The following is a 22,454-nucleotide window of genomic DNA, read 5'->3' as shown; positions in this document are numbered from 1 at the left end:
TGATACGCATGGCCAGCAACCTCGTCGCCACCCTGCCCGATCTGTCCGGAAAACTGGCGGTCGTCACCGGAGCGAACAGCGGTTTGGGCTTCGGGCTCGCTCGGCGACTCTCGGCCTCGGGCGCCGACGTCGTCATGGCCATTCGTAACCGGGCCAAAGGGGAAAGGGCGATCGAGGAGATCCGCACCACGGTTCCCGGGGCCAAGCTGACCATCAAATCGCTCGACCTGTCGTCGCTGGCCTCCGTCGCCGCGCTCGGCGAGCAGCTCAATGCCGACGGCCGACCGATCGACATCCTGATCAACAACGCCGGGGTCATGACGCCGCCGGAGCGCGACACCACCGCGGACGGCTTCGAATTGCAGTTCGGCAGTAACCATCTCGGGCACTTCGCGCTGACCGGGCATCTGCTGCCGCTGTTGCGCGCCGCCCAGGGCCCTCGCGTCGTCTCGCTGAGCAGCCTCGCGGCGCGCCAAAGCGGCAAGATCCACTTCGACGACCCGCAGTTCGAGCAGTCCTACGCGGCGATGTCGGCCTACGGCCAGTCGAAGCTCGCGGTGTTGATGTTCGCCCTCGAGTTGGACCGGCGCAGCCGGGCGGCCGGCTGGGGCATCATGTCCAACGCCGCACACCCCGGCCTGACCAAGACCAACCTGCAGGTCGCCGGCCCTTCACACGGTCGCGAGAAGCCCGCGCTGATGGAGCGGTTGTACAAGGCGTCCTGGCGCTTCACGCCGTTCCTGTGGCAGGAGATCGACGAGGGGATTCTGCCGGCGTTGTACGCGGCGGCCGCGCCGCACGCCGAAGGCGGCGCGTTCTATGGGCCCCGGGGACCCTTCGAGGCCGCCGGCGGCGGGGTGGCTTTGGCGAAGGTTCCCCAGCGCGCGCGCAACGAAGACGACTGCCGGCGGCTGTGGGAGCTTTCGGCGCAGCTTACCGGCGTGAGCTATCCGACGACGAACTGATAATCAGCGCAACGATTATCGTTGATCCATGCGGCCCGAACCCCAGATGCCCGAATCGAGCATCGTGGTGCGGCCCGAACCCGACTACGCCGAGGCGTCGCGGCTGCGGGCCGCCGGTTTGGCACAGGCGATCGCGGCGTTCGAGCGGGCCGCCGAAGAGGTGACGCTGCCCAAAGCCCCGCAGCCCATCGTCATCGCCGACTACGGCGCCGCCAACGGCCACAATTCGCTGAAGCCGCTGTCGGCGGCAATCGCGGTGTTGCGTCGCCGCACCCGCCACGATCACGCAATCCTGGTGGCGCACACCGACGTACCACGAAACGACTTCGCGGCGCTGTTCTCGACGGTGGCCGACGATCCGGAAAGCTATCTACACTCGGACACCGCGACGTTCACCTCGGCGGTCGGCCGATCGTTCTATGACCAGATCGTGCCGTCCAAGACGGTCAACCTGGGTTGGACGTCGTGGGCAATCCAATGGCTGAGCCGAACTCCGTGCGAGGTGCACGATCACGTGCACGTCTCGCACAGCAGGGACGAGGCCGTGCGGTCGGCCTTCGCCGACCAGGCCGCGCTGGATTGGCATAACTTCGTCGCCTTCCGCGGCCGCGAGTTGGCCCCCGAGGGCCGACTGGTGGCGTTGACGCCGGCCGCCGACGAGGACGACACGGCGGGCTTCGCCCCGCTGCTCGATGCCATCGTCGATGCGCTGGGCGACCAGGTGCGCGACGGCCTGCTGAGCTCAGATGAGCTGCGGCGCATGACGATTCCGGCGTTTCCCCGTGCCGAGAAGGATTTTCGTGCCCCGTTCGCGCCGAAGGGCCGGTTCGAAGGCCTGATGATCGAGCACCTCGAGATGTTCAACGCCGAGGATCGATTTTGGGCTCGTTACCGGTTGGACCGCGACGCAGAGGCTTTCGGCGCGCAGTGGGCGGTCTTCGCTCGCTTCGCGCTGTTCCCCTCCCTGGTGGCCGCGCTCGACGGTGGGATCCACGACGGGCGAGCGGCGAAGTTCGCCGAGCAGCTGGAGGCCGGGCTCGCCGAGCGCCTGTCGAGCGCACCCGAGCCGATGCGGATTCCGCAGGCGTTGGTCGTGCTGGTCAAGCGCGACTCAGCGCAACGATGAGAGTTTCGGCACAACGGCAGTGCGGGTAACCCCTAGCAATCGTCAACCTGCGACCGCGAAGGGGTAGACGCATGAGCGTGCAAGACGATAAAGGGACTGAGAACGACAAGTCGACCGAGGAAGATACGCAGTCGGAGCGAGCCAAGCAAGCTGATCAAACCAATCAAGGGGACGATGAGCAGCGGGTTACGGAGAAACCCGAGCCGGACGACGACGATAAGCAGAAGGCCGCCGAAATGATGGAGGCCTACAAAGAAAAGCCCACGATCGTCCTGCCCGGCACCGGCGGAAGCGTGTCCGGCACCGCGGTCAACGACTGGCTGGACGAAGACGGCAATCCCAAGCACGAAGAACCCGAGGGTTCGGATGCTCAGAACTCGGACGCCCAAGGCTCGGATGCGCAGGATTCTGACGCGGAGCAGGGTGATGGCCAGCGCGACGAACAGGCGTTGAAGGAGCAGATCGAAAAGGACAAGGCCCTCAACGAGAAGCTGAGAGAAGCCGCCCAGGAGGAGAACAAGGGCGAAAAAGATTGAGCCGGAAGCAAATTCCCGAACTCAACGCCCGGGCAGCGGCCCCAATCCGCTGATTCCCAAGTTGCCCGCGATCCCCTGAATGATCTCGTTGACCCGGTCGAGCCCGGGAAGGGGTTCGTTGACGCCCGGTATGGGGGGAATCGGTGGGGCCGCCACCCTGCGCGGAGTCGCAGGACGCGCGGGCGCCGCCGGTGGGGCCGCCTGGGGAGTCGCCCCGGGTGTGGTGGTCATCGGCGTCTCGGTTTCGGCGGGTGGCGTGGTGTCGGAAGTTGACGGCACCGGAACTTCCGGTGGCGGCGCGGCGGGTTGGCCGGTTGCGCTGTTGGGCGCCGCCGGCGCCGTGCTCCGGATCGGCGTTGGTGTGGTCGCCGATTTGTTCTGCGAGGTCAGGCCGATCGCCACGGCGGTCCCGACCAGCAGCACCGCCGCGACCGCGATGATTATTGCCGCCGCCGGCAGCAGATGCCCTCGAGAAGACAGCTTCTTACGCGTGGCGGTTTCGGGTGCGGCCTCGGCCACCCGGGTCGGCTCGGCGCTCGCGGTCGCGTCCGTGCGCGGATCCGGCCGCGCCGACGCCCGAGCGGTCACGGCGGCGGGCGCGGCGGGCGCGGCGGGCGCCGCGGGTGCCGAAAGCGTCGCGCCGGCGTCGCCGGGGCCGTGCGCCACCCGCAACGCGGCGCCGACCGCGGCCGTGAGCTGCGGGCGCGGCGTCGTTGCCACGGGAACGCGGAAATGCCTAGACAGCGAGGTGATGACCGTCGGCAGGTTCGCCCCACCACCCGTCGAGACTATCGCGACGAGGTCGCGAATTCCGTTACGCGTCAACGCTTCTTCCAACGCCGCGATCACGCCGCCCAGCGGAGGGCGGATCGCGTCGTCAAGTTCGTGCCGGGTGAGCCGGACTTCACCGCGCGTACCGGTCAGCCCGTCGGTCAGCGTGGCGACCATGCTCGAGGACAGCTGTTCCTTGGCGATCCGGCACGCGCTGCGCAGGCGGCTCAGCGAGCCGATCGCCGCGGTGCCCGTCGGGAACGCACCGGTGGTCGGCATGTTGGCGATGGCGACGCCCAGCAGCGCCTGATCGACCAGGTCGCCGGAGAAATCGCGGTGCCGAACGGTCGGGGCCAGCGCGCGGTAGTCCCCGCCGGCGTCCATCAACGTGATGTTGGTGCCGCTGCCGCCGAAATCGCAGACCGCCACGGTTCCGCCCGGCGGTATGCCCGGATTGGCGCGCACGGCGAGCAGCGTCGCCGCGGCGTCGGGGATCAGCAGGATGGGGCGCGCCCGTTGCGACCATTCGGGGACCTCGCTCAGGGCGGCGCCGAGGGCATCCACAGCGTGTGACTCCCAGTGCGCCGGATACGTCACCGCGACGTCCTCGGGCACGGCATGGCCGCCGGTGGCGGCGTGCGCGAGCGCCCGCAACGCGTCGGCGATCAATATCTCGCTGCGGTGCACGGAGCCGTCGACCGCCACGACGCCACGCGCGTCGCCGACACGGTTGACGAAGCCGGTGATCACCACGCCGGGCCCCCGCAGTCCGGGGTTCTCCGCGGGGATGCCGACCTCGGCGGGACGATCCGGATAGAGCGTCAGAACGGGCTTGCGAGTGATGGCGTTGTCGCTGGTGACGGCCGCGAGGTTGGTGGTTCCGATCGACAAGCCCAGCGCTGTCCCGACTCCATTGGCCATATCCCGATTCCCCGTATCCACAGCACCAACTCGCATCCGGCTAGGCGTCATTGTGCCGTCGCAGTCTGTATTCCGTGTCAGCGGCGGCTATGCGCCCGCTGTGCGCCGTCAGCGGATGCTGCCCTCGCCGGCGATCAGCGGCAGGTCGAGGGGGGTGACCCAGCCCGGCCGCAGGTCGTTGACGGCGGGGACGGCATTGAGTGCGCGCAGGCCGGTCGCCAGGCATCCGGCCGCGGCCGCGTCCCGGCCCGAACCGTCGGTGAAGCGGAACGCCGTCTCCTGGAAGATGCTCGGGGTGCCCTCGATGTCCACGCGGTAGACGTCGTTGTCGTGGCCGGTGGGCCAGTCGGGGGCCGCGTCGAGCCCGATCCGGTTGACGTGCTCGAGCTGGATGCGGGTCTCGCCCCGGTAGACGCCGTTGATGGTGAACCGGACCGCGGCCACGTGCCCTGGCTTGATGACGCCCCTGGCCGAGTTGCGCTCCGTCGGGGTCACCCACTTGTCCCAGGTGGTGGTGATTTCGTCGAGCATGATGCCGGCGGCGTGCGCGATCATCGGGACGGTGGCGCCCCAGGCGAAGATCAGCATGTCGCGGTCTTCCAGCATCGGCTTGAACTCGGGCTCGCGGCCGATGCCCATCTCGAATTCGTAGTCGCCCTCGTAGTTGGTGTAGTCCAGCAACTCCGAAGCCCGGACCCGGCGCACCTCCGAGCACAGGCCCATCAAGGTCATCGGGAACAGGTCGTTGGCGAATCCGGGATCGATGCCGGTGGTGAAGCAGGACGACTCCCCCAACTCGCACGCCTCGGTGATCGGCTGGATCCAGTTCGGGGGGTTGAGGCTCATGGTCGGCCAGACCCACGGCGTCATCGCCGTCGAGCACACGTCGATGCCGGCCCGCAGGAACCGGGTGATCAGCGAGATGTTCTCCTTGGCATGCATCGCGGTCGGGCCGTAGTGAACCAGCGCGTCGGGCTTGAAAGCGATCAGCGCATCGACGTCGTCGGTGGCGGTGATCCCGACCGGCTCGGGCAGCCCGCAGATCTCGCCCACATCGCGGCCGACCTTGCCGGGATTGCTGACGCCGACGCCGACCAACTCGAACAACGGATGCTTGACGATCTCGGCGATCACCATCTTGCCGACGAAGCCGGTTCCGTACACCACCACTCGCTTTGAGCCGTGTTCCGCCATGCGTTTACGCCACCTTTCCGGTTACCAGCCGAACTTCACATTAAGCTTCCCTACCGTCGCTCGTGGTGACACGATGCAATTCATGATGAAGCACCTCACCGGACCTTCGGTCCTGTTGGCCGTCGGTTTCGGATTCGCGAACGCGTGCGGCGTGGCCCACGCCCTGCCCCAGATGCCGAAGGTCCGCTATGAGGTCAACGGGCCCGCGGTCGCCGAATTCATCTACTACCAAACCGACGACGGGCAACTGCACCAGGTGAACGCGCCGCTGCCCTGGTCGACGGAGTTCACCGGCTTTGGCGGGGAAGTGTTCACCATCAGCGCGCAGGGGCCCGGCCCCATCTCCTGCAAGATCCTGCTGGACGGCAACGTGGTGAGCGCCGCGACGGCAACCACCGGTACGCCCGCCAGAACGGTCTGCACGCACTGACCCAGCGCTCCCCTTTGTCACCTCGAAGGAGGTCTAGATGAGCCTCAAGACGGGTCCCAAGAACGCCCTGGCGCCGCGGACGAACGGGGCGCCACCGTCCGACATTTCGCTCGCCGACATCCATCTCGACTCGCTGGACTTCTGGGGGTTGGACGACGACATCCGCGACGGCGCCTTCGCCACACTGCGCCGCGAGGCGCCGATCTCGTTCTGGCCCGCGATCGAGTACGAGGGCTTCGAACCCGGTGGCGGGCATTGGGTGCTGACCAAACACGACGACGTGTACTTCGCGAGCCGTCACCCCGAAATCTTCAGCTCCAGCCCCAACATCACCATCAACGACAACACGCCGGAGATCAGCGAATACTTCGGCTCGATGATCGTGCTGGACGATCCGCGGCACCAGCGGCTGCGCTCGATCGTGAGCCGCGCGTTCACCCCGAAAGTGGTGGCGCGCATCGAGGCGTCGGTCCGCGAGCGGGCCCGCCGGCTGGTCGCGTCGCTGGTCGCCAATCATCCCGACGGAGAGGCCGAGCTGGTCAGCGAGCTCGCCGGTCCCCTGCCCTTGCAGGTCATCTGCGACATGATGGGCATCCCCGAAGACGACCATCAGCGCATATTCCATTGGACCAATGTGATTTTGGGGTTCGGCGACCCGGATCTGGCCACGGATTTCAACGAGTTCCTTCAGGTGTCGACGGACATCGGCGCCTACGCCAGCGCGCTGGCCGAGGACCGGCGAACCAACCACCACGACGACCTGACCACCAGCCTGGTGGAGGCCGAGGTCGACGGGGAACGGCTGTCCTCGGCGGAGATCGCGTCCTTCTTCATCCTGCTGGTGGTAGCCGGCAACGAGACGACGCGCAACGCGATCAGCCACGGTGTGCTGGCGTTGTCCCGTTACCCCGCCGAGCGGGAGAAGTGGTGGTCGAACTTCGACCGCCTGACCCCCACCGCCGTCGAGGAGATTGTGCGGTGGGCCTCCCCGGTGATCTATATGCGACGCACCTTGACCCGGGACTTCAAGCTCGGCGGCACCAAGATGAAGGCCGGCGACAAGGCCACGCTGTGGTACAACTCGGCAAACCGCGACGAGTCGACGTTCAACGATCCCTGGGTTTTCGACGTCGCCCGCACACCCAATCCGCACTTCGGTTTCGGCGGCGGCGGAGCCCATTTCTGCCTCGGCGCCAACCTGGCCCGTCGCGAGATCAGGGTCGTCTTCGACGAATTGCGCCGCGAGATACCCGACATCGTCGCGACGGACGAGCCCGCGCGCCTGCTGTCGCAGTTCATCCACGGCATCAAAACCCTGCCGGTGGCCTGGACCCCGCCTCGGTAGCCCCGGGCCCAATTCCCCTCTGTGCGAAGCTATATCGCCTTCTCGAATCCGACAGCGCATGCGCGAGCGGAATCGGGGCTTACGCTGACCACGTGACCATTCCCGCGTTTCCGGCCGCCGAGGTGCTGGCCGCCCGCCAAAAACTCGTGCTCGACCACTTCCACGACGAGGTTCGCCAAGCCTGGGACGATGTCTTGTCGACCTTTCCCCATCCGCGTTACGAGCTGATCCCCCAGATGCTGGTGCACGACGGCGACGAGGCGGTGCGCGAGTACTACGCCTATACGCGGACCGCGTTTCCGGACCAGGACCACGAAATCATCGCGGTGCGCCACAGCGCCGACGCGGTGATCGTGGAGTTCTGGCTGATGGGCACGCACCGCGGATACCTGGGCAAGGTCCCGCCCACGGGCAGCCGGTTCCGCGTCCGCATGACCGCCTACTTCGTCTTCGACGACACGGAAACCCTTGTCTGCGAACGTATCTACTTCGACACGCTGACCATGATCAAGCAGCTGCTGGGTGGGCTGGACATGAAGAGGCCGGCCAATTGGTGGCTGGCCGCGCGCTGCCTGCGCGGGTTCTTGTCGATGTCGTCTGAAAAGCCGGACCCGGCGCTGACCGACACGCGCGCCTTTGCGGGCTAGGAGATCATGTAGTCGCTGAGGGGAAAGGCCCGGGCTTCTCGCACTGAATTGAGCGTCGACGTCGGCCGCAGCAGCGACGCCTCACCGCTGGGGCTGAAGTAGTACGAACGCGACGTGGCGCAGTTACCGGCGTAGAACACGGAGTTGTCCAGCAGTTTGGTCATCCGCTCCATGAATCGGTCGGTGGCCTCTTCGGTCACCTCGAAGGTCGTCGCGCCGCGCCGCTTGACCTCGCCGAGCAGCCGGTCCATGTGCCGCATCTGGTATTCGATGGTGTGGAAGAAGGACAGTCCGGAGAAGGCGAACGGGCTTGCCAAGCCCAGGTAGTTCGGGAAGTAGGGCATGGAGACGCCCTGGTAGGCCTGAAACCTGGTCTCTCGCCACCACTTACCCAGATTGCGGCCCTTGCGCCCGACCACCTCGATGGCCGGGAAGTTGGCCTCCCACAGGTCGAACCCGGTCGCCAGCACCAGCGTGTCGATGACGGTCTTGCGCCCGTCTGCGGTGACGATGCCGTCGTGCTCGATCCGTTCGATCGAGTTGGTCTCCAGGTGCACGTGCGGCTTGGTGAAAGCGCGATAGAACCCGTTGGAAAAGGTGGGCCGCTTGCAGCCCATGTCGTAGTCCGGCGTCAACTTGGCGCGCAGTTCCTTGTCGCGGATCCACCGGAATCGGGACATCTTGGCCAGGTCGGAGGCCGAAATGTTGCCGCGCCCCCGTGACTCCCGGAAGTGCAGCGCGCCCACGACCATGATGATCTCGAGGATAATGTCGGTCACCCAGCGCAGCGCGCGCTGCGCCGCCGGCACCCGAGCGAACAGGCGACGCACCGCCGGGGAGAACTCGAAGTCGACCTTGGGGATCACGTGTGTCGCGGTGCGTTGGTAGACGGTCAGCTCGCCGGCCTCCTTGGCCAGCTCCGGGACGACCTGCACGGCGGACGCGCCCGTCCCGATGACCGCAATGCGCCGCCCCGCGTAGCTGTAGCCGTGGTCCCACGCCGTGGTGTGGACCACCTTCCCTTGGAAACTCGCGATGCCCGGGATGTCCGGCATGCGCGGCTGGGACAGGAAACCGGTGGCGGTGATCAGGAAGCGTGTCCTCAGCGTTTCGCCGCCCGCCAGCGCGACCCGCCACTCGGCGGCTTCGTCGTCCCACTGGGCGCCCTCGACGGTCGTGTTGAACCGCATGTGGCGGCGCACGTCGTACTTAGTGGCCACGTCCTGCGCGTAAGCCTTGACCTCGGCACCCGGCGCAAACAGCCGTGACCAGTCCGGCTTGGGCTCGAACCAGTACGAGTACGTAGTGGAGGGAATGTCGACAGCGATGCCCGGGTAGTGGTTTACGTGCCAAGTGCCACCCAGGTCGTCCTCGCGGTCGAGGATGATGAAGTTGTCAAATCCGAGGCGCTTCAGCTGAATAGCGGCGCCGATGCCGCCGAAACCTGCGCCTACGATGATCGCGTCGAAACGCTCCGTGTTCACAGCCTCGCTCCGTGCTACGTGATTGCGTACTTAAGGAATCATAAGCTTTCCCTAAGATACGCGACTCTAATAGGGCGCCACGCCGGGCGCATCCGAGCTTTGCCAGTATGTGATCTTGTCGACACAACTGGGGCAATCCGTCGACACGTCACCATGCCTGGTCAACCCGGGTGATTAACCGCGTAAACGGCGTGTCCAAGCGCCGCAGTCGTCACCTTGTGGCCGGCCCGGCCGCGGACGTCCCCTGTAGTCGGCCCAGAAACTCGTGGCATCGCCGGGCGCGTTCGGAGTCCTGAGCCATTACTTCGTGGAAGAAAGACTCGACATCATCCAAACCCGCGTTCTTCGCGTCACGCGCGTACTGGCCATAATCGTGCCCCGCCTTCAGCGAGTGATATTGAAGGGAAATAAGATCGAAAGTTACGTCGTCGAATCCCGTTTCACCCGTTGCCATGTCGCCACCTCCTGACACTGAGCGCCGATCTGGTACTCGCCGTCTCCGGCTACCCTGAATGGACAACACCAAACGACGACTCGAATGGTTTTTTCGGCAAGCCGCTGCGCGACGGCCGCACCGGTCCGATGGCGGCGACGCCGCCGCCATCTACCGCGGTATACAGGAAAACATCACTCAATGGTTGGCAACTTGACAGTTTTGGGAGGGCTGGCATGGGCATTTTCGATGCCATGAACGCACGTCAATCTCTTCGTCTCCTCGGTTCAGCAGTAGTTCTCGCGGCGGCGGGCGTGGCCGTTTCGGCCGTGTCCACGTCGATCGTTGCGTCCGCCTCGGCCCAGTGTCCGGACGTGCAAGTGGTGTTCGCCCGCGGCACCGGCGAAGCACCCGGCGTCGGCCCCACCGGCCAAGCCTTCGTCGACTCCCTGCGCCAGCGCGTGGGCGGACGCTCCTTCGACGTCTACCCGGTCAACTACCCCGCCAGCGACCAATGGGACACCGGCATCGACGGCGTCAGAGACGCAGGCGCCCACGTCAATTCGATGGCCCACGACTGCCCCAACACCAAGATGGTGCTCGGCGGCTACTCCCAGGGCGCGGCCGTGATGGGCTTTGTCACCTCCGCCGCCGTACCCGAGGGCATCGACCCCAACACCGTGCCCAAACCGCTGTCCCCCGACGTCGCCAGCCACGTCTCCTCGGTCGTGCTCTTCGGCATGCCCAACGTGCGGGCAATGAACTTCCTGGGCGAACCGCCCGTGGTCATCGGCCCGCTCTACCAAGACAAGACCGTCAAGGTGTGCGCCACCGAAGACCCCGTCTGCTCCGACGGCATGAACTTCTCCGCCCACGACACCTACGCCGACGACGGCGCCATGATCGACAAAGGCGTCTCCTTCGCCTCCAGCCACCTCGGTATGGGCGGGCCGGCTCCGGTCGCGTCGCCGGCGCGAGGATTCGGCACCTGAGCGGCAGGGCGGCCTGAGCTAGATCGTCTCGGGCATGACGGCCGCGACGATCAGCGCGACCACCAACGCGGTGATGAACACGTACGACAGCGTCACCCCGACCAAGGCACGCTCGCGACCACGCTGGCCGGTCTGGCGAATCTGGGCTAACCCCAGATGCCCCAGGATCAGTCCCGCTGGGGCGAAGACGAACGCAAACACCACCGACAGCGTCGCCAACACATTGGCTTCGTCCCGCGGCGGGCCAGGAGGTGGCTGCGGTACTGGATGCGGGCCAGGCGCACCCGCGCCGAACGGATTGGGCTGAAACGGGCCGGGGCCAAAGGGATTCGTCATCGGCTCAACTCGGGATCTTGCCCAGGATGTAGTTGGCGATGTCCAGGGCGGCTTGCTCGCCCCGATCGGTGTCCACCAGCACGACGTTGATGTCCACCACCACATTGTTCTTGGCGACGATCGCGCGATCGTTACGAGATCGCATCGCCGGGCCCTGCGTGGTCAAAACCATGACGGTGATGCCGTTTCCGGCGTCGGAGGGGACGCCCATGGTCACCGCCACCGGCGGCGACTGCTTGCCCGGGGGCGGCAGGATGTTCATCGTCGAGCCTCCACATTTTCGCCATATCGACACCAGATTCGTCAATTGTCGCTGCGCGGCCGGCGGGTCACGAAAGGCCATGACCACCTGTCCCGCTTCCTTCAGGGCAGGTACGTCGTGGTCGTCGATCAGCACCAAGCCGTAATAGCCGACGAGGGCCTGCATATCACTGTTCGGGGCGCCGCCGCCCATCACCGGCCAGCACTCGGGGCGATCAACGGAGGCGCTGTCGGAGTCCGGGCCCGGCTTGTAGGTGGGCGGAAGGGCAACGAGGTTGGGGATCCCCATGAACCGTTTGACGTCGTCGATGGTCGGCAGCAGTCCGGGCAGGCCCGTGGGCGTGACCATAGGCGAGGACGGCGCAGAAGTGGTTGATGCTGCCCTACTCGTGGTTGACGCCGTCCGGGACGGGCCGCTGTCGGTCTGCGATGCCCAGGCCACCACGGCCACCACCGTCAGCGTGATGACCGCGTACGACAGCATCAGCCCGACGATCGCGCGGTCGCGGCCCCGTTCGCCGGAGCGGCGTATCTGCTTGAGACCTAGATGCCCCAGCACCGCCCCGGCGGGGGCGAAGACGAACGCGAACACCACCGACATCGTCGCAAAGATGTTGGTGCGCGGCCGCTGCGGTGGCGGCGCCGTGTAGATCGGCGGGCCGGGCGGCATTCCGCCGTACGGAGCACCACCAAAGGGGTTGCCACCGAAGGCATTGGGCCCGGAGGGTTCCTGTGGATTCGTCATGGCTCAGCTCGGAATCTTGTTGAGTATCTGGTTGGCGACGTCCACGGCGGCTTGCCGGGCGCGGTCGGTGCCGTTGCCGGTGTAGGACACCAGCAGGTCGATGAAGACGTTTGCCTTGGCGGCGACCGCGTGCACATTCAGCGACGCCTCCGATGCCAGTTCGACTGTGCTGATGCCGTTCCCGACGTCGAGCGGCCCAGTCACCGAAATCATGAAAGGCGCCTTGTTCGGCCAGGTGTCTTTCACTGAAGCTCCGTTACATTGGCGCCACACTGAGAGGAATTTCGTCAGCTCTGTTCGCGCCGCGGCTCCGTCGACGAACGACGCGACGCCCGGGCCCACCGTGACCGTATTGTATGAATCGCCTCCTGCCCCTTCGACATACATTGCGACGTAGAAGCCTTGCATCGCACCGCCGTTATAAAGTTCCGGCACGCCAACGTCAAGGGCTCCCCTACACTCCGGTCGGTCGAGGGTTTCTAGGGCCGGCTGCGGCTGGTGCGATGCTCCGCCGATCGTCAGGGTCTGCTCACCGGTGATGACTTTAACGTCATCGAGGCTGGGGATCAGTGCAGGTAAATCGGCCGGTTTCACTATCGGCGCCGCTGTGGTGGTGGGCGCGGCGATGTGCGCCGGAGCGCCCGAGGGCTGCAAACCCCACACCACCAAAACTCCGACCACGACGACGATCACCGCATACGACAGCACCGTCCCGACCAGTGCGCGATCGCGACCGCGCTGCCCGGTGCGCCGGATCTGCCGAAGGCTCAGGTGCCCCAGGGCGGCACCGACGGGGGCGAACACGAACGCGAACACCACCGACAACGTCGCCAGGGCGTTGACCGGTGGACGGTCCGGCGGCGGTGCCGTCGGCGTCGAAGACACCGGAGGCGCAGCGGGATTGCTGCCGAACGGAGTGCCGCCGAACGGATTGTGCTCGAACGGGTTTCGAGGTGGGATCGTCATGTTCGCGACTGCCTAGAGCACACCGAAACTCGAAGTCACCCAGCGGACCGGGTCGACGCAGCGGAACGGGGCAATGCCCCGGGCGTGGAGGCGCTGCCCGCTGGGTGGCTGACCGAGGGCGGAGACGACGAAGAACCGATGTCTCAACCGCCTCGGGGTGGAGGGGTTTTCGACCCCGGCGATGATCGAGCCGGCGTTGAGCCGGGTGAGCAGGCTGCGGACCTCCTCGTGCATCAGCTGACCGTCGTTGTCGTCGTAGAGCACGGAATCCGAGGGATCACGCAGATAGGCGGCCCCGGCGTTGGACATCACCATGCTCCACTCGGAGCCGTCGACATCCCGCAGCGCCCGAAGGGCGTCGAACTTCGACAAGATGACCGCGAGCCGCGGTTCCCCGGAACCGATGGCCATCATCACGTTGTTCAGCACGCCGCGCGGGTCCCCGCCACTCACCATCTGCGGGGGCAGCAGGTCCTGCAGCTGATCCCGAATCGATTGCACCCGCAGCGGATCGAACATGAAGAACACGGCCTCGGCGTTGCTGAAGAACCGAAACGGCGGAGAATGCAGGTTCCCGGACTCCATGTCCTCACCGGCGACGTCGCGCAACACCAGGTAGCGCTGAATGCCGTGCCACGTGCCCAGGCTGAAGATCAGCGGCTCGCGCTGGGTCGAGGTCTGGGTCATCATCGTGGGCGTCGGCGGGATGAGACCGCGCTGCACGAACAGCGGTGTCTCGTAATGGGTGGCGTAGGCGACCGCGGTCGAGCGGGTCGCGGGCGCCATCGCGAACCCGAGGTGTTCGCACAACAGCTGCAGCTGGCGGACCAGCACGCCGATGTAGAGGCTCTTGCCGGTGGCGCGGGCCCCCGCCATCGCGATGCAATAGGCCTGACCCTCCCGCCACCGGTCGGGCAGGGTGAAATGGCAGACCGGGCAGATCTCGAGGACGGGGCCGCGCAGCGCCTGCGCGGCGATGTTCGGTGGCGGCGGCCCGTTGTATCCGGGCGGTCGATCCCACCGGAACATCGGGCCGATGTCGGCCTTAGCGCCCAGGAACGCCGAGCCGACCTCGTCGTGGTAGCGGGGCGCGCCGCTGGCGGGCGCGAGCGTCCACAGGTGATGATCGGGATCCAGAAGCCCAAAGCAGCGTGGACATTTCGTCAATATCGCCGGGGCGGTCGGAGCGGTCATGTCAGCGCCCGAACAAGGCCGGCGGCGATCTCGTCGAGCACCTGCGGATGCGCCAGCAGTTCGGCGGTGGCATCTTGCCCCGACCGCGGTGCCGGCAGCCGTGGCCCGGCGGCACGGCGGTCATCCGACAGGGTGATCAAGGCGAATCCGCTGTGCACGCCGCTGGCCGGGAAGTCCGAACAGGCCACGGTGGCGATGTCGGTGCGCAACCGCGACCAGCGCGCACCCGCCGACCATCGCGGCTGCACCTTGCGAACCGCCTCGGCCAACCCCTGCCCCGGTCCGTTGGCGTGGCCGTCCACCGGAACCTTGGTGACATCGGCGCCGACGAGGACCGCGGCCACGTCGTGAATCCCGAGGGCATCGGCCACCCCGACCGCCACGTCGGTGGCGGCCGCCGCGCTGCCGTCGGCGAACCAGGGCCGCATCGACGCCGAACTGTTCAGCGCGACAACCAGTTCGGCGTGGGTCTGCTTGCGGTCGCGGCCGATGAGACGCCGCGCGGACGTCCGCGCCGCTGCCGCCAGCGGGCTCAGCGCCGTGTCGGCGGCGGCGGTGACGGCGACTTCGATGTGGTGACCGGCCGGACGCAGCTCGGCGAACACCACCGTGGTGTCGCCGCTGACATCCACCGGATCGAACAGCACCTGCACCGGGTCGGCTTCGTCGGGCACATCGTGCGCGATCGCCAGGTGCACCACGGCGCCGGCACCGAACTGCGTGGTGAATGCGGGCCGGACGGCGACGGTGACGGGACCGGTCAGCGAGGGCAAGACGACATGATGAGGGCTCGAGCGCACCACGGGCTGGCCCGGTGCGCCCTGGATGTCGAGCGTCGCGTCGCGGACTGCACCGCTGATCGACACCGAAAGCGGCCCAACGGGTATGTGCGCGCGTTGATTACGTGCGGTCAGGGCGTAGATCGGCATCAGCGGTTCCTCCACATCTGAGCCGGCGGGGCCGTCTGCGAGACAAGCCCGTCGGCGCGGCGGGTCAGCGCCGTGTTCACCAGCTTGCGGTAGCGCCGCGGCGGTGCCGCATCGTTGCTGCCGACCATCCGCATCATCACCGCGAGCACCCCCTCCTGGTCCTCATCGCTGAACGGCCGCCTCGCCGTCACCGCGGCGGCGGCCGCGGCCAGCACGCCATCGACGGCGTCGCCCGGCTCGGCGACGTCGGTGCGCAACAGGCTGGCCGCCACAACCTCGGTGGCAGTGACGATCTCGCTGTCCGCCAGGGCCAGCACCTGCTCGGTCGCCGCGCCGGCCACCAGCGGGTCGCCGGCAAGCCGGCCCGCCGCAACGGGCCGCGGCTGTCCCGCGATCAGGCCCAGGGCCGCGAACACCGTCACCCGCACCGCGCAGTCGGGATGTATTCGCTCAGACCCGATCTCGCGTAGTGCCGTGTCCCACAGCCCGGCATAAGCATTCTGATGAGTGTTGAGGTAGCCGCGCTGCACCCAGGATGCCGGATCGACCATCCGCAGCGCCGCGCATGCCACCGCGAGGTCATCGTTGTTAGCGCCGGTGATCTCGTCGGCCAACCGGGCCAGTGATTCACTGTCGGGCGCCCCCAGCAGGGTCGGCAACAGCGCGGCGGTGCTCATTGTGGCGCCGCCCGCCGCCAGCAGCTGGGTGGGATCCCAGATCCGTTGGGCCGCCAGCTCGTCGCGGCGCGGCGACCCGTTGGCCGCAAGCCACCAGAGCTCGGCGAAGCGATCCGCCTCAACGGGGTTGCGTTCGGCGCGCATGCCGCACACCGCAGCTCGCGTCCACGTCGCGTCCCACGGTTGCGCGCCAAGCAGTTCGGCCGCCGCGGGCATGGTCGATCCATCGGCGAACCAATCGAGCACGGCGTCGCTGATCGGCGTGGCGCGTTCACAACTCAGGCGCAGCGCCGCGGCGGCCGCGGCGATCCGGGTTTCGGGGCCGAGCCGGTGCGTCAACCGCCGGGCCAGCGTGGGCCCGGTGTGCGGGTCGGCGAGCTGGGCCGCGACGCCTTCGGTGAGGGCCTGAGTCAGGCGATCGTCGTCGACGCCCGCTCTCAGTAGCAGGTCGACCAGCTTGAGCAGCCGCTGCGGGTCACCGGCGGCGCCGGCCCGCTCCAGCGCCGGGCCAAGCGCGGTCGTCAGCGGTTCGGGAACCGCACGGCCGTGATAGGTGTTGGCGCTCAATGGGATCGGGCCGAGCTGATCCAGCCAGGTGTCGTCGCCGATCGCGCGGCACAGGTAGGTCAGCGCGGCGTGTTCGCCGGCGAACCCGGGCAGGTTCTGTTCGGCGGCCTTCCACGCGTCGGGCGTGGTGTGGCCGACCAGGGCCGAAAGCGCCTCGTCGACAAGGCGTTCGGTCGGAGACCCGGGAGTGATGCCGGCCGGCGAGTGGGCGGTGATGATCGCGTTGGCCTCGGGATGGGCGGCCGCGAAATCTTCGTCGGCGGCGATCGTGACCGCCAATGGCCAGGCCGGGTGCAGGCCCCGATCGTCGGTTTGGGCGGCCCGGCGGTCGAGTTCGTCGAGCATCGCCAGTGCCGATTGCGGGTCGAGTAGCACCTCTTGTGCCATCACCGACCAGGCGGTGACGTCGATCGCCTGACCGGCCGCGGTCCGATGGGGTTCGCCACCCAGCTCCCCCAGCGACAGCGTCGCGGTCTCGTCGATGACGACGAAACCCGTTGGCAGCGTGTCCAAGTCACCGATGGGCACCGCGGTCAGGTGCGCGATGGCGTGCTGCGCCGAGCCGAGCTGGTCGGCGCGGTCGAAGGTGCTGAAGTTCAGGGTGGCCGCGGTCCCCGGTGACATCAAAAAACTCACCAGGCCGATCCACTGCGCAGCGGAGTCGACGGAGACGGTACCCAGGACGACGGGCGCGCCGCCATCGAGGGCCGCCGCCACCGCGTCGAGCAGCCCGAGCAGGGTGCCGACCCGCCAGGTCGTGGTGTCCAGCGCGAACGCGATCGCGCTTTCCCGGGTGACGACGTGCGCTGCGCCCGGCGGGTCGGCGGGCAGGGCGGCGCGCTCGACGGCCGTGGCACCGAACGGGCGTAACCAGGCGGACGAGCCCCACCGCTGAATGGGCCTCAGCCGCGGCGCGGAATCCGGTGCACGGTCGAGCAATACGTGGGCGAACACGTTGCCCGGGCGCCCCGTGCTGTCGGCGCCGGCGGCGACGGTGTGCCAGTAGCCGGCCGCGTCGCCGGCCCAGCGCCGATACTCCAGCCGCCGTGGCGCCGCGTCCAACTGTTCCGGGGTCGGGTAATCGGGCAGCGGGGTGACGGGCCGAAACGCGGTGCGGACACCGGACGCGAGGCGTTGTGTTTCCTCGGGCGACAAATCCCCGGTCGTCTGCTTGACCTGCCAGCCGCCCGCGCCGCCCGGCTGGTCGAAACTCGTGTAGGCCAACTGGCCGTAGCGCGGGGTCACGGCGCGCCCACGCTCAAACGGAGGCTGTGCACCGGCGGGTCCAGCAGCGCGATGGTGCGCAGCCGCGCTGCCGAGGGCGTGTTGACGAACAGTCGGATCCATCCGCGTCGGCCTCGCAGGTCGACGGCCCAGGGCTCGGCGGTGCCGGCGGTGGTCAGGGCCGACCATCGCAGTTCCTTGGAGGGGGTGGCCGCCAGGCCGCCCTGTGCGTCCAGCGGCGCGGCGTCCAGCGCCTCGCCGTCGGTGGGCGACAACGGAATTCGGTCGGGGTTGTTGATCAAGACGAATGCCGGTGAGCCGGGCACTTCGTATTCGGACCGCATGTAGATGGTGGCGTGCGACGGCTGGCCGTGCGGATCGCGGCTCAACTGCACCGCGTACTGCAACCGCAACAGGCCCGCGTATTCGATGCTGCGCACGGTCCCGATGGCCCGGCGGCCGGCGGAAAACGCCACCGGGGCCAGGTGCAGGGAGCACCCGCTCACCGGCAGCTTGCCGTTGGGCAGTTGCAGGCCGCCGTACTTCTCGTACTGCTCGACGGTGATTTCGTAGGACGTGCCGGTCAAACCGTTGCGCGGGTCATAGCCCTTGGGGGCCAGATACACCACGACGACGGCGGCGCCCTGCGGCCAGTCGAACGTCAAGACCTGCTTGTTGCAGTACTCGGCCAGCTCGACATCCCGGATGACCCCGGTGCGCACCGAACAGAAAGTCTTGCCCAGCAACGCACGACCCGCCAGCACGGTGACCGGGGTGAAGTAGGCGCGGCTCCAGTCCGTCGGCCACGACACCCCCGACATCATCGACCGCGGCCGCCCGTCGGGAGCGGCCTGCTGGGTGATCGGTTGCGTCAGGCGCAAATCCGGGGTCAGTCCGACCTGCTCGAGCGCGGCCTCGGGCAGGTCATTGGTCTCGGCGCCGGCGGCCGGGCCCTTCTGGCTTCGATAGATCACCACCTCGCCGGCGGAGGGCGGCTGCCAGGTGAGCTCGAAGCCGTCGGTGGCCCCCGGCGCCGACGTCACCATCAAATCGGTGACCGGCGTTAGGACGGCGGCGATTTCGACCTCGGCGTCGACCGGCGCCGCCAGTCGCAGCACGCCGTTGACCGGGACCGCGGCCCGAACCCGATACACGTAGCGCCGCCCCGGCGCCGGGTCGGAGTCGACGAACCCGGCACGGTTGTCGCGGTCCAGCAAGATCCGATGCTGCGGCCCCTCACGACCGGCTTCCTCGGCAAGCATCCGGGACACGAACACGGTGCTGACCGCCGAAGGCACCGTCCAACTGCCGATGACCTTGCCGTTGTCCTGCCGAACCACGCAATCGCGCACCGGGCTGACGGCCACACCCTCGGCGTGCTTGATCGGCTGCGCCGCAAGCGCTTCGGCGCGGGTACTCCCGACGTTGACCCACACCTGGTAGTAGCGCACCGCCGCGGCCGAGGGCTCGTGGTCGGCCGCGGTGGTCGCGTGGGTGGCCGCCACCAGCCGGGCCCGGTCCGGCGAGTACGGCGCGTTGTCCTCCTGCGCGACCAGCCGGTAGATCACCACGGCATCGCCGCCCGGTAGATACGGCGTCCAGGTCAGCTCGCTGCCCGCGGTGTCGCCGCCGTCGGGCCGTGACGGTCTGACGGTCACGGCGGCCAGCGGACCGGTCTGCTCACCGAAGGCGTATGCGGCGAAATCGGCTGCATTCAACGGCAATTCGTCGCTCGTCGTGCTGTCCGCGGCGCCGGTCGGTTCACCGTCGGGCCCCACCGCAGACAGGCCGGCCGGGCGATGCCGGCCCGGCGACGGCTGCGACTCCACCTCGGCCAAAACGGCCGCCAACTCCTCGGCGTACTCGGCGACCGAGCCGGGCAGCATCGCCCGGATCTGTTCCACGTCCGTGCGTCCGGACCGCAGAATCAGCCGCAGGTGGGTTTCCTTGAAGCCGGCCTTGGACACCGCCCCGGAATCGATCAGGCGCTGGCGCCACGCGATCAGGGCGTTGAGGCGGGGGTCGTCGGCGTCGCCGGCATGTTGCGGATCAGGCATGACTAGAACACCAAATCCCCGCCGGGCGGCACGTCGCGGTGCTCGGTGTGGGTGATCACCGCGGTCTTCTCCATCTCCACTCCCGACGCGGCGGCCAGCGGCACCTCGAACAGGGTGAAGTCATAGGGCGCCAGCCCGTCGCTGGCCTGCACCACCGCGGCCCGAAATCCTAGGCCGGGCCGGGCAAGTGCGGCCGTATCGATGGCCACCGCGCAGCGGCTCGCGGTCATGGCCGCGTCGGTGAACACCGATCCGTCGAACGGGGCGGCGTGCCCCGGCCGATGGTCGACGACACCGGCGGCGAACTGTTCGGACCCGACGTGCTGCCCCATCGCGGGAGCGAAGACGGCACCGGTCAGCGCGTTTCCCACGCGGCTGTCCTCGGCGAACATCTGCTCGACGCGTTGCCATAGCGCCTCGGCGCCGGTGGAGTGCACCTGCCCGGAGGCGACGGCCGCCGACCATTGGTCCAGACCCGAGGCGGTCTTGAAACCCGGCATCCGATACAGCATTTCGGGCTCCTCCCGTAGCCGGCCCGCGGCGTGGGCGACCATGTCCTGCCACGGCTTGGTCAGCCAGCCGAGCGCGTACAGGCGGCGCTGAATGGCATGGGCCGCATCGTCGGCGCGCTCCGCGTTGGGGTCGGCGACCCCGACCTGGGCGCAGCGGGGCAGGCCGTCGGAGATCAGCGGCGCCGGCGAGCGCCCCGCGGGTGCGGGCCCAAAGGGCGCGCGCAGCACCGGCCCCAGCACGCGACACCACGACAGATACTGGCCGTACGCCGTGGACAGGCGGCTGACGTCCTGCAGCGCGGTCTGCAGGTTCGTCTGCATCATCTCGAGCTGATTCTGTTGAGATTTCCGCAGATTCATCAACGTGAACATGTCGCGCTGGGCGAACAGGAACAACGTCAGCGACACCACAATATAGAGGCCGAGCAAAATTCCGCCCGTGATCAACGTGTACTTCCAGCCCGTGAAGCCGACCGCCGCGAGGCCGACCAACACGACGAGGACCCCCATGGTCGCCCAGGTCATTGTGGCCAGGATGGTGCCGATGGCTTGCTGGCGGGCGCGCACCCGCTCGTCGATCGAGATCTCGCTGGCCGCCCGCTGAATCTGCTCGGCGATCTGCGCCACCTCGGTGCGGGCCCGCCCCAAGAAGTCGGTCAGGATCGACCCCGCCTGCCAGGCATAGCTTTTCGACGCATGCTGTTGCCAGCGCTCCAGCTCGGTCGACACCCCGCGCGCCTCGACGCCGGCGGCGGGGTCGGAGTAGGCGCGCTGCAGCCGCTGGCGCAGATCCGCCGCGCCCAGCACGTCGGCCGGCTCCAGGTCGCTGACGCCGATCACCGCGGCCAGCGACGTCGGGATCGCCCTGAACCGGTCCGCGCGGCTGGGAACGACGTCGGCCGCGTTGGCCAACACACCCACGCCAGCGCCCACTTGAATCGGGTCGAGCCCCTTCGCCCGGCGTCCGCCGTCGGCGAGGGTCAGGGCGCCGTTGACGAAATCGATCCACAGCGGGCTCAGATCCTGTTGCGCCAGTTGACCGTTGCCCGCCGTTCCCCCGATGGCGGCGTTGAGCGTGTCGGCGCTGCGGCCCAGGTCCTGCCAGTCGGCGAGCTGGCTGCTGGTCACCACCGAGAACGCCGATTCGCGGCCGCCGAACACGGTGCCCTGCACCGTCGAGGCCAACACCGCCGATACCGATCCCTTGACCGCCGACAACCACGCCGACGGCGCGTTGCGCAAAGCGCCGCCCATGAAGCGCAGGAACATCTTCAGCGCGGCCCAGATCGAAATGGCTTGGGTGGCAACATCGTCGGCACCCAGCCGCGGTCCGCGCAGCACGTCGCGATGTTTGGTCCACAGCGCGCGGGCCATCGCCTGGGTGGCCGCCGCAACGTCCTCGACGTAGAGCACCGGCACCTGGCCGCCGTGCGGCAGCGGCAGCCGCCCCGCCGGATCGAACAGCCGCGCCCGCAGCCGGCGTTCCACCTCGGCGGTATCGAGGCTGCGGTAGAACGCGCGCACCGCGCGCAGCGTCTGGCCCGGCAGGATCTCCACACTGTCGAAAGGGGTCTGCTGCACATCGGCCCACAAACCGGCCACCGCCGCGACCACCGGCGCGGCGCGCTGGGCCAGATCCAGCGGTTCGGCGAGATGCCCCCACGGCACCGCACCCAACCCGGGTGCCGGCGAATCCTCCGGTGCGATCAGCAGGTTGTGCCAGCCCTCCACCACCACCGACGCGCCGAGCTGGCTGGCGCCGGCGCGCCCGCTGGTGAGCAGCATCCGCAGCAGGGTCATCGCGGCTCCCCTGGCGGTGCTGCGCACGACTTGTTCGACGAACTGCTCGGCGGCCAGCGGCGCCCGCTGCGCGGCCGGCGCATCCAGCGGAACCAGCACCGCCACCCGGACCCGGTCGTAATGCTGGGCGGTCAACACCTGTTGCAGCACAACGCTTTCCGACCTACTATCGCGCACCATCGTCGCCGCTGTGGCGGGCCCCCGCGCATCGCCGGCGTCCACCCAGACGAAGACGCCCAGCAACCCGGCGGCCGAGTAATCGCACAGGATGCCCAAAAGCTCGTCGGTCTGCAGGTGCGGGGCCACGATAACGGTGAGCGAGGTGTCGGCGGATGCGGCCAT

At 68.1% G+C, this 22,454-nt stretch carries 19 protein-coding genes; 7 read left to right on the top strand and 12 right to left on the bottom strand.

Translation table 11 applies throughout. The features are described from left to right. Positions 1 to 8: 8 nt before the first annotated feature. The 3 genes from AC5Y30_RS01900 (at position 9) to AC5Y30_RS01890 (ending at position 2,627) form a co-directional block, all read left to right on the top strand. Positions 9 to 965 carry an SDR family oxidoreductase gene (locus AC5Y30_RS01900; RefSeq protein ID WP_499915811.1) on the top strand — a complete coding sequence of 319 codons (957 nt, stop codon included), beginning with the start codon at positions 9 to 11 and terminating at the stop codon, positions 963 to 965. A 28-nt stretch (positions 966 to 993) separates the two neighbouring features. After that, positions 994 to 2,091, top strand: a complete 1,098-nt coding sequence (locus tag AC5Y30_RS01895; protein ID WP_499915809.1) for a class I SAM-dependent methyltransferase — start codon at positions 994 to 996, stop codon at positions 2,089 to 2,091. Positions 2,092 to 2,162: 71 nt separating this feature from the next. Next, on the top strand, positions 2,163 to 2,627 hold the full coding sequence (locus AC5Y30_RS01890; RefSeq protein WP_499915807.1) for a hypothetical protein: 465 nt from the start codon (positions 2,163 to 2,165) through the stop codon (positions 2,625 to 2,627). A 21-nt stretch (positions 2,628 to 2,648) separates the two neighbouring features. Here AC5Y30_RS01890 and AC5Y30_RS01885 read toward each other — a convergent pair whose 3' ends face one another. Further along, complete coding sequence (locus AC5Y30_RS01885; RefSeq protein WP_499915805.1) at positions 2,649 to 4,319, bottom strand: Hsp70 family protein; 1,671 nt, start codon at positions 4,317 to 4,319, stop codon at positions 2,649 to 2,651. A gap of 108 nt (positions 4,320 to 4,427) precedes the next feature. Beyond that, positions 4,428 to 5,513: an NAD(P)H-dependent amine dehydrogenase family protein gene (locus AC5Y30_RS01880; protein ID WP_499915803.1), complete on the bottom strand. Its 1,086-nt coding sequence runs from the start codon at positions 5,511 to 5,513 to the stop codon at positions 4,428 to 4,430. Between the two features lie 82 nt (positions 5,514 to 5,595). On the opposite strand from AC5Y30_RS01880, the gene AC5Y30_RS01875 reads away from it, so the two are divergent. The 3 genes from AC5Y30_RS01875 to AC5Y30_RS01865 all read left to right on the top strand — a co-directional run bounded on the left by AC5Y30_RS01875 (position 5,596) and on the right by AC5Y30_RS01865 (position 7,935). Further along, positions 5,596 to 5,943 (top strand): MmpS family transport accessory protein, encoded by a 348-nt coding sequence (locus AC5Y30_RS01875; protein ID WP_499915801.1) that lies wholly within the window; start codon positions 5,596 to 5,598, stop codon positions 5,941 to 5,943. A gap of 37 nt (positions 5,944 to 5,980) precedes the next feature. Continuing rightward, the gene (locus AC5Y30_RS01870) at positions 5,981 to 7,288 is read left to right on the top strand and encodes a cytochrome P450 (RefSeq protein ID WP_499915799.1); all 1,308 of its coding nucleotides are present in this window, start codon (positions 5,981 to 5,983) and stop codon (positions 7,286 to 7,288) included. 92 nt (positions 7,289 to 7,380) lie between these two features. Further along, a complete protein-coding gene (locus tag AC5Y30_RS01865; RefSeq protein ID WP_499915797.1) occupies positions 7,381 to 7,935 on the top strand; it encodes an ester cyclase in 555 nt (184 codons plus the stop codon). Here AC5Y30_RS01865 and AC5Y30_RS01860 read toward each other — a convergent pair. Together AC5Y30_RS01860 and AC5Y30_RS01855 are read right to left on the bottom strand one after the other, a co-directional pair. Continuing rightward, on the bottom strand, positions 7,932 to 9,419 hold the full coding sequence (locus AC5Y30_RS01860; RefSeq protein ID WP_499915795.1) for a flavin-containing monooxygenase: 1,488 nt from the start codon (positions 9,417 to 9,419) through the stop codon (positions 7,932 to 7,934). The two genes, AC5Y30_RS01865 and AC5Y30_RS01860, sit on opposite strands and share 4 nt — an antisense overlap. Positions 9,420 to 9,630: 211 nt before the next feature. Then, positions 9,631 to 9,873, bottom strand: coding sequence for an acyl carrier protein (locus tag AC5Y30_RS01855; protein WP_499915793.1), 243 nt, complete (start codon positions 9,871 to 9,873; stop codon positions 9,631 to 9,633). 215 nt (positions 9,874 to 10,088) lie between these two features. Here AC5Y30_RS01855 and AC5Y30_RS01850 point away from each other — a divergent pair, with 215 nt between their 5' ends. Continuing rightward, positions 10,089 to 10,844 carry a cutinase family protein gene (locus tag AC5Y30_RS01850; RefSeq protein WP_499915791.1) on the top strand — a complete coding sequence of 252 codons (756 nt, stop codon included), beginning with the start codon at positions 10,089 to 10,091 and terminating at the stop codon, positions 10,842 to 10,844. A gap of 18 nt (positions 10,845 to 10,862) precedes the next feature. On the opposite strand, the gene AC5Y30_RS01845 is transcribed toward AC5Y30_RS01850, so the two are convergent. From AC5Y30_RS01845 to AC5Y30_RS01810, 8 genes are all read right to left on the bottom strand, one after another. Continuing rightward, complete coding sequence (locus tag AC5Y30_RS01845; RefSeq protein ID WP_499915789.1) at positions 10,863 to 11,180, bottom strand: DUF4190 domain-containing protein; 318 nt, start codon at positions 11,178 to 11,180, stop codon at positions 10,863 to 10,865. Between the two features lie 4 nt (positions 11,181 to 11,184). Then, positions 11,185 to 12,186, bottom strand: coding sequence for a sensor domain-containing protein (locus tag AC5Y30_RS01840; protein WP_499915787.1), 1,002 nt, complete (start codon positions 12,184 to 12,186; stop codon positions 11,185 to 11,187). 3 nt (positions 12,187 to 12,189) lie between these two features. After that, on the bottom strand, positions 12,190 to 13,005 hold the full coding sequence (locus tag AC5Y30_RS01835) for a sensor domain-containing protein (RefSeq protein WP_499916725.1): 816 nt from the start codon (positions 13,003 to 13,005) through the stop codon (positions 12,190 to 12,192). A 159-nt stretch (positions 13,006 to 13,164) separates the two neighbouring features. Then, the gene (locus AC5Y30_RS01830; RefSeq protein ID WP_499916723.1) at positions 13,165 to 14,319 is read right to left on the bottom strand and encodes a hypothetical protein; all 1,155 of its coding nucleotides are present in this window, start codon (positions 14,317 to 14,319) and stop codon (positions 13,165 to 13,167) included. 23 nt (positions 14,320 to 14,342) lie between these two features. After that, positions 14,343 to 15,275, bottom strand: a complete 933-nt coding sequence (locus tag AC5Y30_RS01825) for a hypothetical protein (protein WP_499915785.1) — start codon at positions 15,273 to 15,275, stop codon at positions 14,343 to 14,345. Further along, positions 15,275 to 17,764 carry a GAP1-N2 domain-containing protein gene (locus AC5Y30_RS01820; protein ID WP_499915783.1) on the bottom strand — a complete coding sequence of 830 codons (2,490 nt, stop codon included), beginning with the start codon at positions 17,762 to 17,764 and terminating at the stop codon, positions 15,275 to 15,277. Before AC5Y30_RS01820 ends, AC5Y30_RS01825 begins: the two co-directional genes overlap by 1 nt. Further along, entirely contained in the window at positions 17,761 to 19,800 is a 2,040-nt protein-coding gene (locus AC5Y30_RS01815; RefSeq protein ID WP_499915781.1) for a SaeA-related protein, read from the bottom strand. The genes AC5Y30_RS01820 and AC5Y30_RS01815 overlap by 4 nt, the downstream gene beginning before the upstream one ends. Before the next feature lie 2 nt (positions 19,801 to 19,802). Beyond that, positions 19,803 to 22,454, bottom strand: coding sequence for a hypothetical protein (locus AC5Y30_RS01810; protein WP_499915779.1), 2,652 nt, complete (start codon positions 22,452 to 22,454; stop codon positions 19,803 to 19,805).

This window comes from Mycobacterium sp. NGS27 (assembly GCF_059813005.1).
This window is presented reverse-complemented; position numbering and strand designations above follow the sequence as displayed.

What these genes read in the sequence shown, in the direction of transcription:
- AC5Y30_RS01900 (WP_499915811.1), top strand. Translation starts at nt 9, where the DNA reads ATGGCCAGCAACCTCGTCGCCACCCTGCCCGATCTGTCCGGAAAACTG.
- AC5Y30_RS01895 (WP_499915809.1), top strand. Translation starts at nt 994, where the DNA reads ATGCGGCCCGAACCCCAGATGCCCGAATCGAGCATCGTGGTGCGGCCC.
- AC5Y30_RS01890 (WP_499915807.1), top strand. Translation starts at nt 2,163, where the DNA reads ATGAGCGTGCAAGACGATAAAGGGACTGAGAACGACAAGTCGACCGAG.
- AC5Y30_RS01885 (WP_499915805.1), bottom strand. Translation starts at nt 4,319, where the DNA reads ATGGCCAATGGAGTCGGGACAGCGCTGGGCTTGTCGATCGGAACCACC.
- AC5Y30_RS01880 (WP_499915803.1), bottom strand. Translation starts at nt 5,513, where the DNA reads ATGGCGGAACACGGCTCAAAGCGAGTGGTGGTGTACGGAACCGGCTTC.
- AC5Y30_RS01875 (WP_499915801.1), top strand. Translation starts at nt 5,596, where the DNA reads ATGATGAAGCACCTCACCGGACCTTCGGTCCTGTTGGCCGTCGGTTTC.
- AC5Y30_RS01870 (WP_499915799.1), top strand. Translation starts at nt 5,981, where the DNA reads ATGAGCCTCAAGACGGGTCCCAAGAACGCCCTGGCGCCGCGGACGAAC.
- AC5Y30_RS01855 (WP_499915793.1), bottom strand. Translation starts at nt 9,873, where the DNA reads ATGGCAACGGGTGAAACGGGATTCGACGACGTAACTTTCGATCTTATT.
- AC5Y30_RS01850 (WP_499915791.1), top strand. Translation starts at nt 10,089, where the DNA reads ATGGGCATTTTCGATGCCATGAACGCACGTCAATCTCTTCGTCTCCTC.
- AC5Y30_RS01845 (WP_499915789.1), bottom strand. Translation starts at nt 11,180, where the DNA reads ATGACGAATCCCTTTGGCCCCGGCCCGTTTCAGCCCAATCCGTTCGGC.
- AC5Y30_RS01840 (WP_499915787.1), bottom strand. Translation starts at nt 12,186, where the DNA reads ATGACGAATCCACAGGAACCCTCCGGGCCCAATGCCTTCGGTGGCAAC.
- AC5Y30_RS01825 (WP_499915785.1), bottom strand. Translation starts at nt 15,275, where the DNA reads ATGCCGATCTACGCCCTGACCGCACGTAATCAACGCGCGCACATACCC.
- AC5Y30_RS01815 (WP_499915781.1), bottom strand. Translation starts at nt 19,800, where the DNA reads ATGCCTGATCCGCAACATGCCGGCGACGCCGACGACCCCCGCCTCAAC.
- AC5Y30_RS01810 (WP_499915779.1), bottom strand. Translation starts at nt 22,454, where the DNA reads ATGGCCGCATCCGCCGACACCTCGCTCACCGTTATCGTGGCCCCGCAC.